Here is a 13153-nt window from a genome sequence, read left to right on the forward strand (position 1 = left end):
CATGCTGCCGAAAATGGGCGCATTAGAAGCCTGATGCAATCGCCCGCTAGCAGGCGTGTAGGTGTCCACTTGGAAATATACCGATGATCGCCAGCCTGAGTGCCCCGCAACCGACCCAGGCCCATTACCTGGCCTTTCTCGACGCGCTCGGCGCTGCCGGCTTTCGTGGCGAGATCGCCCGTGACCACGCCAGCCGCACCGTGCTGGCGACCGACAACTCCATCTACCAGCGCCAGCCCCAGGCGGCGGTGTTCCCCCTCGATGAAGACGACGTGCAGGTGCTCGCCCGGGTGGTCAGCGAGCCTGCGCACCGCAGCGTCAAGCTGACGCCACGCGGCGGCGGCACCGGCACCAACGGCCAGTCGCTCACCGACGGCGTGGTGGTCGACCTGTCGCGGCACATGAACCGCATCCTGGAGATCAATGCCGAACAGCGCTGGGTGCGGGTGCAGGCCGGGGTGGTCAAGGATCAGCTCAACGCGGCGCTCAAGCCCCATGGCCTGTTCTTCGCCCCGGAGCTGTCGACCTCCAACCGGGCGACCATCGGCGGCATGATCAACACCGACGCCAGCGGCCAGGGCAGCTGCACCTACGGCAAGACCCGCGACCACGTGCTGGAGCTGACCACCATCCTGCTCGGCGGCGAGCGCCTGCACAGCCACCCGCTGGACGAGTCGACCCTCAGCGAACAGCTGGCCCGCAGCGACCGTACCGGCCAGGTGTACCAGTGCGCCGAGCAGATCCAGCGCGAGAAGGCGGCGCTGATCGAGGCGACCTTCCCCAAGCTCAACCGCTGCCTGACCGGCTACGACCTGGCGCACCTGCGCGAGGCGGACGGGCGCTTCAACCTCAACAGCGTGCTGTGTGGCTCCGAGGGCTCCCTGGGCTTCATCGTCGAGGCGCGCCTCAACGTACTGCCGATCCCCAACTATTCGGTGCTGGTCAACGTGCGCTACGCCGGCTTCATGGATGCGCTGCGCGATGCCCGCTCGCTGATCACCCTGCAGCCGCTGTCCATCGAAACCGTGGATTCCAAGGTGCTGCTGCTGGCGATGAACGATATCGTCTGGCATGGCGTCGCCGAGTACTTCCCCGAAGATCCCGGGCGGCCGACCCTGGGCATCAACCTGGTGGAATTCAGCGGCGACGACCCCGATGAGGTCAACGGTCGTGTCGAGCACTTCATCCAGCATCTCCAGCAGGACACCGGCGTGGTGCGCCTCGGCCACACCCTGGCGAGCGGGCGGGCGGCGGTGTCGCGGGTTTACGCGATGCGCAAGCGTGCGGTGGGCCTGCTCGGCAACGTCGACGGCGAAGTGCGCCCCCAGCCATTCGTCGAGGACACCGCGGTGCCGCCGGAAAACCTCGCCGACTTCATCGCCGAGTTCCGCGCGCTGCTCGACGGCCACGGCCTGACCTACGGCATGTTCGGCCACGTCGATGCCGGCGTGCTGCACGTGCGCCCGGCGCTGGACATGAAGGACCCGAAACAGGCCGCGGCCATTCGCCCGATTTCCGACGCGGTGGCGGCCCTGACCCAGCGCTATGGCGGCCTGCTGTGGGGGGAGCACGGCAAGGGCGTGCGTTCGGAATACGCACCGGCATTCTTCGGCGAGCTGTATGCCTCGCTGCAGGCGCTCAAGGGCGCGTTCGACCCCTACAACCAGCTCAACCCCGGCAAGATCGCCACGCCCCTCGGCAGTGACGAGGCGCTGCTAAAGATCGACGAAGTGACCCTGCGTGGCGACCTCGACCGGCAGATCGACGAGCGGGTGTGGCAGAGCTACGGCACCGCGGTGCACTGCAACGGCAACGGTGCCTGCTACAACTTCGACCCGGACGACGCCATGTGCCCGTCCTGGAAGGCCACCCGCCAGCGCGTGCATTCGCCGAAGGGCCGTGCCTCGCTGGTACGCGAGTGGCTGCGCCTGCAGGGCCAGGCCGGGGTCGACGTACTGGCGCCGATCGCCAGCGGCCCGCTGGATTTCCTGCGCAGCCTGCCGAGCCGCTGGCGCCATTCCCGGGCCGGCGAGGGCGACTTCTCCCACGAGGTCTACGAGGCGATGGCCGGCTGCCTGGCGTGCAAATCCTGCGCGGGCCAGTGCCCGGTCAAGGTCAACGTGCCGGAGTTTCGCTCGCGCTTTCTGGAACGCTACCACCAGCGTTACCTGCGCCCGCTGCGCGACTACCTGATCGGCTCGCTGGAATTCAGCCTGCCGCTGTTCGCCCGTGTGCCGCGGCTGTACAACGGGGTGATGGGCTCTCTCTGGGTAACGCGCCTGCTGGCCGAGCGCATCGGTATGGTCGACAGCCCGCTGCTCAGCGACTTCGACTTCAAGGCCCTGGCGGCGCGCCATCGCCTGACGGTTGCCACGCCGGCCGAGCTGCGACGGCTGAGCGCAGCGGAGCGGGGCAAGAGCCTGATCCTGGTGCAGGACGCCTTCACCCGCTATTTCGAGACCCCGGTGTTCGCCGCCTTTATCGAGCTGGCCAGCCGCCTGGGCTATCGCGTGTGGCTGGCGCCGTTCATGGCCAATGGCAAGCCGCTGCACGTGCAGGGCTTTCTGCCGGCTTTCGAACGCACCGCCCGGCGTACCGCCAAGGGGCTGCAGGCGCTGGCCGGCTTCGACATCCCGCTGGTGGGGCTGGATCCGGCGATGACCCTGGTCTACCGCCAGGAGTACCGCAAGGTCGCCGGCCTCGAATGCCCGGACGTGCTGCTGCCCCAGGAATGGCTGCTCAAGGCCCTCGACGGCCAGCCCACACAGCCAGGCAAAACCGTGGCGTTCCGGCTGCTGGGCCACTGCACCGAGAAGACCAACGCGGCGCCCAGTGCGGCGATGTGGGTACAGGTGTTCGAGCAGGCCGGGCTGCAGGTGACGGCCGAGGCCACGGGCTGCTGCGGGATGTCCGGCACCTACGGGCACGAGGCGCGCAACCTGCAAACCTCACGGACGATCTTCGCCCAATCCTGGGCGCCAACGCTGGACTCCGGCGCCGCCGCCGAGCCCCTGGCAACCGGCTATTCGTGCCGCAGCCAGGTGGCGCGGATCAAGAACGCCACGTTGCGGCACCCGATCCAGGCATTGCTGGAGCATTTGCGGTAAGGGCTGGTTTGTGGTGCTTCCTGCCACGAGGTAGGGCAGGGAGCACCGGTTCAACTTCGCGATTTTCGCGGGCATGGCCCGCTCCCACAAACGGTAGGATGGGTGACGAGAGCGGCGTTGCGTAGGGTGGACGACGCTTCACCCGTCCACCGCTCTGTGATCGCAATGGTGGATGAAAAGAGCGTCATCCACCCTACGTAGCGAACGGCCGCTTCTGCTAGTTGCCGCTTGATGCGCATAAAGGCCGTAGGATGGGTGAAACCCATCAAATTGCGATGGGTTTCACCTACGCGGCCCGACCCATCCACGGTTAAGTGACGAGAGCGGCTTTTCGTAGGGTGGACGACGCTTCATCCGTCCACCGCTCTGTGATCGCAATGGTGGACAAAAAGAGCGTTGTCCACCCTACGTAGGGCGCGGCTGCTTTTGCCTTGTAGTTGCCGCTTCATGCGCATGAAGACCGTGAACAGGTTCTAGAGGATCACCCGCAGGCACTGGCCGGCGTGGTAGAGCGAGAAGCCCGCTTCGTAGTAGCAGCTGCGCAGCCCGGCGCTGCGCAGTGCCGTCATCGGCGACAGGGGAATGGGCAGCGCGCTGGTGTCGCTCTTGAGCAGGTAGTCGGCCAGGGCATGGCCCACCACGGTGCCGGTGGTGTTGCCGCGGCCGTTGTAGCCGGTTACCGCGACCACGCCGGGTGCCGGCTCGAACAGCTTCATCAGGTGGTCCGGGGTGAAGTCGATGCAACCGGTCCAGTGCATTTCCCAGTCGACCTTGCCGAGCTGCGGGAAGTAATGCCCCTGGATGCGATCGGCCCAGCTGCGCACGAACCAGTCCGGCTTGTTGTTCGACTTGCCCAGGCTGCCCAGCAGCAGGCGGCCCTGATCATCGCGGCGGATGCTGCTCAGCACCGCGCGGGTGTCCCACGAGCCCTGGCCGTGGGGCAGCACGGCGTCGGCCGCCGCACCGCTCAGGGGCACGGAGGCTACCTGGTAGTAATAGCCGCGGAAGAAGCTGCGCTGCACCTCGGTCCAGTCGCCTTCGGTGTAGGCGCCGGTGGAAATCACCACCTTCTCGGCCATGACCGTGCCCTGGGCGGTGCGCACCCGCCAGCCATCGGCCTGCCTGTGCAGCTCGCTTACCGGCGATTGCTGGTGCAGCAAGCCGCCCAGGCGCAGCACGGCCGCGGCGAGGCCCTTGGTGTAGCCCATGGGGTTGATGGTGCCGGCGCGCCGATCCAGCAGCGCGCCGGTGATCTTGTCGGTGCCGCAATATTCCACGCAGCTCGCGCCGGTCAGCAGCTCGACATCCGCGCCACGCCGGCGCCATTGCGACTCGCGGGCCTTGAGGTCTTCCAGGCCGGCGGCGTTGTGGGCCATGTGCAGGGTGCCCTCATGGCGCGCCTGGCAATCGATCCGGTAGCGCGCGATGGCCTCGAACACCTTGGCCGGGGCGTCGCCCAGCACCTTGTTGAGGCGGCTGCCGACCTGTTCGCCGAGGGTGGCCTCCACGTCGTCAGGCTTGATCCAGGTGCCGGCATTGACCAGCCCGACGTTGCGCCCGGAACCGCCATGGCCGACCTCGAAGGCTTCCAGCACACACACGCTCTTGCCCGCCTCGAGCAGCTGCAGTGCCGCCGACAGTCCGGTGATTCCGCCGCCGATCACGCACACATCGACCTTCACCTCGCCACCCAGCGCGCCAGTGCCGATCCGTGCGGGCGTCGCCTTTTCCCAGAGGCACTGTTGATGGAAAACCGTCATTTCACCTACCCCTTCAACATCAGTTAGCGCGGTAACCAGGCCATCCCCGGGCAGACCGGAATTGGCTTGCTCTGTAACCTTTTGCTGTCGCACCCGCTATCACCAGGGGCGGTTATTTTCTGCACTCGGATTGGGCTGAAAAACACCGTCGGTTTCAACTGGTGACGGCGACTCGACCCGCGGCATGAACTTGCCGGTGGCGGCCCAGATCAGCCCGATCACGGGCGACAACCAACAGGCGAACGCGACGGGTGCATAGAGCAGGGTCGGCACGCCCAGCGAGGAGGAGACGAATGCCCCGCCCATGTTCCAGGGAATCAGCGGCGAACACAGGGTGCCGCAATCCTCGATGCTGCGCGATAGAACCGTCGGCTTGTAGCCCATGGCCGCGTACTTGTCCTTGAGCAGTTGCCCGGGCAGCACCAGCGAGGTGTACACGTCGCCTACCAAGGTGCCGACACCCAGCACGCTGGTATAGCTGCTCAGCACCAGGCCGAAGCGACCTTTGATCACCTGGTCGAGCTTCTTGCGTAGGGAAGCGAGCGTGCCGTGGGCCTCCAGGGCGCCGACGAAGGCGAGGGCGATCAGCGTCAGGGTGATGACCCAGGTCATCGACATGATGCCGCCCTTGGAGAGCAGCTTGTCCACCGAGGCGATCCCGGTCTGGCTGACGAAGCCGTTGTGCAGGATGCTGGTCAGCTCCCTGGGCGCGACGCCCTGGTAGAACACCGCCACAACAGCGGCCAACATTACCCCAGCGAACATCACCGGCAGGGCCGGCGCTTTGCGCATGGCCAGGACGATCACCACCAGTGGCGGCAGCAGGGTCAGCAGGCCGATCCGGTAATGCTGCTCGACGCTGGCGCGCATCAGCTCGATACCGCTGGCATCCACCACGTGATCCGCGTAGCTGGAACCGATCCAGGCATAGAGCACCAGGGAAATCAGCATGGCCGGCACGGTGGTCGGCAGCATGCCCTTGATGTGGCTCCACAGGTCGGTGCCGCACACGGCCGGGGTCAGGTTGGTGGTTTCCGAGAGCGGCGACATCTTGTCGCCAAAGAACGCGCCGGAGACGATCGCACCGCCGGTCAGGTAGGCCGGTACGCCCAAGCCCTCGCCCACCCCCATCAATGCCAGGCCCACGGTGCCGACGGTGCCCCACGAGGTTCCGGTCATCAGCGAGATCAGCGAACAGAGCAGGCACGTCAACACCAGGAAGCTGCCGCCAGACAGGTAGGCGAAGCCGTAGTAGAGCAGCGTGGGCACGGTTCCGGAGGCAATCCACGAGCCGATCAGCATGCCGATGCACATCAGAATGAAGATGGCCGGGATGCCGATGCGCACCACCTTGAACATCGAGGCTTCGATGCTGAACCAGGGCGTGCCCCGGCTCACCGCGAACAGCCCACACACCAGCACACCGAGGGCGAGCGGCACATGGGGGGTGAAATCCTCGAAAATGAAGAACTGAACCATCAGCAAGATGGCGGTAATTACCAGGGGCGCCACTGCCACGGCAAAGGACGGTGCCTCCCTGGTCACGTCTTTACGAGCGTCCAAGGCCGAACTCCTCGATTTTTGGGGGGCAGTACGCGAAAAAGCGGGTAGCACTCATGGCGAGCCTCTGTTGTTTTTATTGTGCGGTATTCACGGGGCTGCTCTGCCTTTGCTGCGCGCAGGCAGAGGCCGCTGTGTAACGGTCGACAGCTACTGATTCTGCGTTTTCATGGGAAGCGCCATGCCGATTCAGGTCGGCATGGCGGGCGCCGCTCAGTCGAACACGATGCCCTGGGCCAGCGGCAGTTCGCGGGAGTAGTTGACGGTGTTGGTCTGCCGGCGCATGTAGGCCTTCCAGGCATCGGAGCCGGATTCGCGACCGCCGCCGGTTTCCTTCTCGCCGCCAAACGCGCCGCCGATTTCCGCACCGCTGGTGCCGATATTGACGTTGGCGATGCCGCAGTCGCTGCCGGCCGCGCCCTGGAAGGCTTCGGCTTCACGCACGTCGGTGGTGAAGATGCACGAGGACAGGCCCTGGGGTACCTCGTTGTTCAGGCGCAGCGCCTCGTCGAAGTCATCGTAGGCGAGTACGTAGAGGATCGGCGCGAAGGTCTCGTGGCGCACCACGGCGGTCTGGCCCGGCATCTCGACGATGGCGGGGCTCACGTAGTAACCGTTGGGGAAGCTGTCGGCCAGCTGGCGCTCGCCGCCGAACACCTGGCCGCCTTCGTCGCGGGCCTTGGCCAGGGCGTCCTGCATGGCGCTGAACGCCTGCTTGTCGATCAGCGGGCCGACCAGGTTGCCCTGGCGCGGGTCGCCGATGCGCACCTTGGCGTAGGCAGCCTTGAGCCGGGCAACTACTTCATCCTTGATCGAGCGATGGACGATCAGCCGGCGCAGGGTGGTGCAGCGCTGGCCGGCGGTGCCGACGGCGCTGAACAGGATGCCGCGCACGGCCAGGTCGAGGTCGGCGCTGGGGGCGAGGATCATCGCGTTGTTGCCGCCCAGTTCCAGAATGCTGCGGCCGAAGCGGGCCGCCACCCGGGGGGCGACTTCGCGGCCCATGCGGGTGCTGCCGGTGGCGCTGATCAGCGGTACGCGCGGGTCATCGACCAGCACTTCGCCGGCTTCACGGTCACCGATGACCAACTGCGCCAGGCCCTGGGGCGCGTCATTGCCGAAGCGTGCGAGGGCCTTGTCCAGCAGCGCCTGGGAGGCGAGGGCGGTCAGCGGAGTTTTCTCCGAGGGTTTCCAGATCACCGCGTTGCCGGCCACCAGGGCCAGGGTGGTGTTCCAGGCCCAAACGGCGACCGGAAAGTTGAAGGCGCTGATCACCCCGACCACGCCCAGCGGGTGCCAGGTTTCCCGCATATGGTGGCCGGGGCGCTCCGAGGCGATGGTCAGGCCGTAGAGCTGGCGCGACAGGCCGACGGCGAAGTCGCAGATATCGATCATCTCCTGCACTTCGCCCAGGCCTTCCTGGGTGATCTTGCCGGCTTCGATGGACACCAGCTCGCCGAGGTCGGCCTTGTGCTCGCGCAGCACTTCGCCGAACAGGCGCACCAGCTCACCACGGCGCGGCGCCGGCACCTGGCGCCAGGCCAGGAAGGCATCGTGGCCTGCAGCGATCTTGGCACGTACCGCGTCGGCGCCCTCCAGGTTCAGGCTGCCGATCTGGCTGCCGTCGATGGGGGTGTACACGGCATGGTTGCCGCTCTGGTAGGCGCTGGCGCTGACACCGAGGCGTTCGAGTAGCTGGTTGACCATGGTGATCTCCTGAGTCGTGAAGTTGAAATCCGCGATGAGGATCAGTATTAATCCCGAACCCGCGCTCAACAAACGACGTTTACGCACCATGTCATTCCGTCATGGAATCAAGTTGCCCCGTCTGAACCCGAGAAGCCCATGTCCAAACGCTTGTTGCCGACCATGACCGCCCTGCAATGTTTCGAGGCCGCGGCCCGGCACCTGAGCTTCACCCGCGCCGCCCAGGAGCTGCACCTGACGCAAAGTGCAGTGAGCAAGCAGGTGGCCCAGCTCGAGGACATGCTCCAGCACCCGCTGTTTCACCGCGTGCGCCGCCGCTTGCAGCTGGCACCGGCGGGGGAGCTGTACCTGGCGGAGGTGAACAGGATTCTCACCCAGGTGGACATCTCCAGCCGCTACATCCTCTCCTACGGCGGCGAGACCGAGGTGCTCAAGGTGGCCACCCAGCCGACCTTCGGGGCGCGCTGGCTGGTGCCCAACCTCAAGGGTTTTTCCCGCCGCCACCCGAATATCCACCTGGACATCAAGAACGAGCTGGAGCCCTTCGACCTGGTGCAGGCCAAGGCCGACGTGGCGTTCTTCTACGGCACCGGCTCCTGGCCGGGCGCCACCTGCATCGAGTTGTTCGGCGAGGACGTGATCCCGGTGTGCGCCCCGGACCTGCTGCCCGAACAGCCGTTGCTCGATGCCGGCGACCTGACCCGCCTGGTGCTGCTGCAATGCACCTCGCGGCCCAGTGCCTGGCACGAGTGGTTCGAGGAGCAGGGCATCAGCACCGAAAACAGCTACCACGGGCCGCGCTTCGACACTTTCTACATGTGCATCCGCGCCGCCGAGTCCGGCTGTGGCGTGGCCCTGGTGCCGCGCTTCGTGGTGCTCGACGAATTGCAGGAAGGCAAGCTGGTGATCCCCTGGCAGCACTACAAGCCCAGCCAGGGTGCGCACTTCATCGCCTTCGCCGAGCAGTCCGCCGAGGTGCCGAAGGTCAGGGCGCTGATCGACTGGATTCTCGGAAAGGCCCGGGCCGGCACCGGCGCGGTTCAGCCAGTTCCTGAATTTAAGGAATGACGGCAGCACTTTATTTCGCTTGTGGCCGGCCCGCCTGACTCGCTTTGATAGGCGCATCTCGTTTCCAGGCACTGCCGCCTGTCATCGTGGCTCGCCCGATGATGGTCTGCATGCCCGCCGGCCCAGGTAGGTAATCCATGAGTGCTTCGCCCATCAGCTCGTCCCTTTCCGTGGTGCATCCCATCACCCTGTCCCACGGCCTGAATGCCCAGGTGTGGGACACCGAAGGCCGCACGTACATCGACTTCGTCGGCGGTATCGGCGTGCTCAACCTCGGCCACTGCAACCCGCAGGTGGTCAGCGCCATCACCGAGCAGGCCGGGCGGCTGACCCACTCGACCTTCAATGCCGTGCCGCACCAGGGTTACCGTGAGCTGATGGACGCCCTGGCGGCCTTCGTGCCGGTCAGTTATCCGCTGGCGGGCATGCTCACCAACAGTGGCGCCGAGGCCGCCGAGAATGCCTTGAAGGTAGTGCGCGCGGCGACCGGCCGTACGGTGGTGATCGCCTTCGACGGTGGCTTCCACGGTCGCACCCTGGCCACCCTCAACCTCAACGGCAAGGTGGCGCCCTACAAGCAGAAGGTCGGCGTGTTGCCCGGCCCGGTCTATCACGTGCCGTACCCGAGCGCGGATACCGGGGTGACCGCGGACGAGGCCTTCAAGGCCATTGACCGGTTGTTCAGCGTCGAGGTGGACGTCAACGATGTCGCCTGTTTCATCATCGAGCCGGTGCAGGGCGAGGGCGGTTTTCTGGCCCTGGATGGCGAGTTCGCCAAACGCTTGCGCCGCTGGTGCGACGAGCACGGTGTGCTGCTGATGCTCGATGAAATCCAGTCCGGCTTCGGCCGCACCGGGCAGCGTTTCGCCTTCAGCCGCCTGGGCATCGAGCCCGACCTGCTGCTGCTCGGCAAGAGCATCGCCGGCGGCCTGCCATTGGGTGCGGTGGTCGGCCGTGCCGAGCTGCTGGGCGCATTGCCCAAGGGCGGGCTGGGCGGTACCTACTCGGGCAACCCTATCGCCTGTGCGGCGGCCCTGGCCAGCCTGCGGCAGATGACCGACGCCAACCTGGCCACCTGGGGTGAAGCCCAGGAGCAGGCCCTGCTGCGCCGCTACGAGCAGTGGCGCGCCAAGGGCCTGTCGCCGTACCTGGGGCGGCTGACCGGTGTCGGCGCGATGCGCGGTATCGAGCTGCTCACTCGCGACGGCCAGCCCGGCACCGCGCAGCTGGCCGAACTGCTGGAGGCGGCGCGGGGCAAGGGGCTGCTGCTGATGCCCAGCGGCAAGAACCGCCATATCGTGCGCCTGCTGGCGCCGCTGACCATCGAGCCGGCGCTGTTCGAACAGGGCCTGGATATCATCGAACACTGCCTGGCCAACCTTGGCTGAGCGCGATCGGCCCCCTTCAAGGCCGGTGAGCGCCGCCACGGCCAACCAACAAGCGCGACAGGAGATTCGCCCGCTATGAACACCTCAGGATTCGTCGACCCTTCTGCAATCCGTGCGCAGTTTTCCAGCGCCATGTCCGCCATGTACCGCGCCGAAGTGCCGCTGTATGGCGACCTGCTCGAACTGGTGGCGGACATCAACGCCCAGGCGCTGGCGGGCAGCGAGGCGCTCCGCCAGCAGCTCGAATGGACCGGCGAGATCGAGCGCCTGGGCATGGAGCGCCACGGCGCAATTCGCGTCGGCACTGCCGAGGAGCTGTCGACCATTCGCCGTCTGTTCGCGGTCATGGGCATGCAGCCGGTCGGTTACTACGACCTCAGCTCGGCCGGCGTGCCGGTGCATTCCACCGCCTTTCGCGCGGTGCATGAAGCGCAGCTGCAGGTCAGCCCGTTTCGCGTGTTCACTTCGCTGCTGCGCCTGGAGCTGATCGAGGACGATGCGCTGCGTGAGCGGGTCGCCGAGATTCTCGCCAAGCGCGACATCTTCACCCCACGGGCGCGGGCACTGATCGAGCAGTGCGAAGCCCAGGGCGGCCTGAATGCCGCCGATGCCGAGGCGTTCGTCAGTGAAGCCCTGGAAACCTTCCGCTGGCACACCCAGGCCACGGTAACCGCCGCCGAATATGATCGCCTGCATGGCCAGCACCGCCTGATCGCCGACGTGGTGGCCTTCAAGGGCCCGCATATCAACCACCTGACGCCGCGCACCCTGGACATCGATGAAGCCCAGGCGGCCATGCCCGGGCGCGGCATCACGCCCAAGGCGGTGGTCGAAGGGCCGCCCCGTCGGCAGTGCCCGATCCTGTTGCGCCAGACCAGCTTCAAGGCCTTGCAGGAGCCGGTGGCATTCGTCGGCCAGGGCGGCGCGGCCGGCAGCCATACCGCGCGCTTCGGCGAGATCGAGCAACGCGGTGCGGCGTTGACCCCCGCCGGCCGCGCGCTGTACGACAGGCTGCTCAACGAGGCCCGCGAGGATCTGGGCGAATTCCCCAACGAGGCCAATGCCCAGCGCTACGCCGATTTGCTGCAACAACGCTTCGCGGCCTTCCCGGACAGCTACCCGGCCATGCGCCGCGAGGGCTTGGCCTACTTCCGCTACTTCGTCACCGAGGCCGGCAAGGCCGTGCGTGCTGAGCAAAACAGGCTGTGCAGCCTGGAGGCGCTGATAGAGGCTGGCCTCGTGCATTTCGAGCCGCTGGTCTACGAGGATTTTCTGCCGGTCAGCGCTGCCGGCATCTTCCAATCCAACCTCGGCGATGATGCCCAGGCCAGCTACGACGCCACTTCCAATCAGCAGGCCTTCCACGCCGCCCTCGGCGCCACGGTGCACGACGAGCTGGCGCTGTACGCGGAGACCCAGCGTCGTTCGCTGGCCGCATGCGCGCGCGAGCTGGGGCTGGAGTCGCTGGGCTGATTCGCAGCGGGCAGCGCATTAGCGACCCTGGCCAGGCCCCCTGCGCGGATCCTGGTCAGCGGTTGCCAGACCCAGCTCGCTATCGACGCTGACGGACTGCTCGCTGACCACCGCCAGCACGGCGGTGGTCAGGGTGTAATACATCTCCGGGCTGGTCACCTGGCGGCCATCGGCATAGGTCACGCTGAAGCTGATGCCACCCTCGCCAGGCACCTTGAAGGCCACTGTCTGGCCAGCCCGGATCGAGCCCAGATCGCGGCTTTGGTCACGCCACCGGGCCACCACCTGCACGGCTGCGGCAGCCTCGTTGCGCACCTGGGCGGTTGGCACGGCCCAGTAAGCGGTGGCGACGAACAGAGCACTCAGCGCCGCCAAAATGACCGCCAGTGCAATCGCCAGTTGTTTGAGTCTGTGCTTCATGGGATTTCCAGTGCCCTTGGCCGATTCGGTTGGCGCTTTTGCTGGCAGCGCTAGCCGCCTGTACGGCATTGTAGGTCGGCCGCGGCGTTGCCTGGTGTGAAGCGCCTGGCTAATCGGCGCGCCCGGCACATTTCAATCAGGAGAGATCAGAACATTCATGGAAATCCGCGCCACGCAAAAAGAGGACTGGCAGCTGCTGAAGCAGATCCGCCTGGCCGCCCTGCAGGACACGCCGACCGCCTTCGGTGTGAGTTACGAGACGGCAGCGGCCGACAGCGATGCCCAGTGGCAGGTGCGGGCAGCGGGCGAGAGGACGCGGTTCTGGTTGGCATTCGACGATGACAGGCCGGTGGGCCTGGTGGGTGGTGGGTTTCGGGATGCCATCCGCTATGAGCTGATCGCCATGTGGGTCGAGCCGGCGGCACGGGGTGCAGGCGTGGCGGACGCGCTGGTGACGGCGGTGAAGTCGCGCGCCGTGGCACTGGGGCTGGAGGCGCTGTTTCTCGAAGTCGCTGCCGAGAACGTCAGGGCCGTGCAGTTCTACCTGCGGCACGGGTTCGTGTTCATGGACGAGTGGGAGCCCATCGACAGCCACCCGCATATCCTCGCGCAGAGCATGCGCTGGCGTTGCGGTTAGCGGTGGGAGAGGCGAGGCACCTGGGGGCAGGTG

At 66.5% G+C, this 13153-nt stretch carries 9 protein-coding genes; 5 read left to right on the forward strand and 4 right to left on the reverse strand.

Translation table 11 applies throughout. The features are described from left to right. The first annotated feature begins 83 nt into the window (after nucleotides 1-83). Entirely contained in the window at nucleotides 84-3107 is a 3024-nt protein-coding gene (locus QYS36_RS16435; protein ID WP_308840498.1) for an FAD-binding and (Fe-S)-binding domain-containing protein, read from the forward strand. A gap of 473 nt (nucleotides 3108-3580) precedes the next feature. Here the strand turns inward: QYS36_RS16435 and QYS36_RS16440 are convergent, their stop codons facing one another. The 3 genes from QYS36_RS16440 to QYS36_RS16450 form a co-directional block, all read right to left on the reverse strand. After that, entirely contained in the window at nucleotides 3581-4867 is a 1287-nt protein-coding gene (locus tag QYS36_RS16440) for an FAD-binding oxidoreductase (protein ID WP_308840499.1), read from the reverse strand. Between the two features lie 99 nt (nucleotides 4868-4966). After that, nucleotides 4967-6430, reverse strand: a complete 1464-nt coding sequence (gene nhaC, locus QYS36_RS16445) for a Na+/H+ antiporter NhaC (RefSeq protein WP_308840500.1) — start codon at nucleotides 6428-6430, stop codon at nucleotides 4967-4969. Nucleotides 6431-6640: 210 nt separating this feature from the next. Further along, nucleotides 6641-8134: an aldehyde dehydrogenase family protein gene (locus QYS36_RS16450; RefSeq protein WP_308840501.1), complete on the reverse strand. Its 1494-nt coding sequence runs from the start codon at nucleotides 8132-8134 to the stop codon at nucleotides 6641-6643. 138 nt (nucleotides 8135-8272) lie between these two features. Between QYS36_RS16450 and QYS36_RS16455 the strand changes: the two genes are divergently transcribed. From QYS36_RS16455 to QYS36_RS16465, 3 genes are all read left to right on the forward strand, one after another. Then, nucleotides 8273-9202 carry a LysR substrate-binding domain-containing protein gene (locus QYS36_RS16455; protein ID WP_308840502.1) on the forward strand — a complete coding sequence of 310 codons (930 nt, stop codon included), beginning with the start codon at nucleotides 8273-8275 and terminating at the stop codon, nucleotides 9200-9202. A gap of 137 nt (nucleotides 9203-9339) precedes the next feature. Continuing rightward, nucleotides 9340-10590 carry an aspartate aminotransferase family protein gene (locus QYS36_RS16460; protein WP_308840503.1) on the forward strand — a complete coding sequence of 417 codons (1251 nt, stop codon included), beginning with the start codon at nucleotides 9340-9342 and terminating at the stop codon, nucleotides 10588-10590. Nucleotides 10591-10665: 75 nt separating this feature from the next. Next, nucleotides 10666-12063 carry a VOC family protein gene (locus tag QYS36_RS16465; RefSeq protein ID WP_308840504.1) on the forward strand — a complete coding sequence of 466 codons (1398 nt, stop codon included), beginning with the start codon at nucleotides 10666-10668 and terminating at the stop codon, nucleotides 12061-12063. An 18-nt stretch (nucleotides 12064-12081) separates the two neighbouring features. Here the strand turns inward: QYS36_RS16465 and QYS36_RS16470 are convergent, their stop codons facing one another. Further along, the gene (locus QYS36_RS16470) at nucleotides 12082-12483 is read right to left on the reverse strand and encodes a hypothetical protein (protein WP_308840505.1); all 402 of its coding nucleotides are present in this window, start codon (nucleotides 12481-12483) and stop codon (nucleotides 12082-12084) included. Between the two features lie 157 nt (nucleotides 12484-12640). Between QYS36_RS16470 and QYS36_RS16475 the strand changes: the two genes are divergently transcribed. Further along, entirely contained in the window at nucleotides 12641-13120 is a 480-nt protein-coding gene (locus QYS36_RS16475) for a GNAT family N-acetyltransferase (protein WP_308840506.1), read from the forward strand. The last annotated feature ends 33 nt before the right edge of the window (nucleotides 13121-13153 follow it).

It is taken from the genome of Pseudomonas sp. G34, assembly GCF_031119625.1.
Classification (GTDB): domain Bacteria; phylum Pseudomonadota; class Gammaproteobacteria; order Pseudomonadales; family Pseudomonadaceae; genus Aquipseudomonas.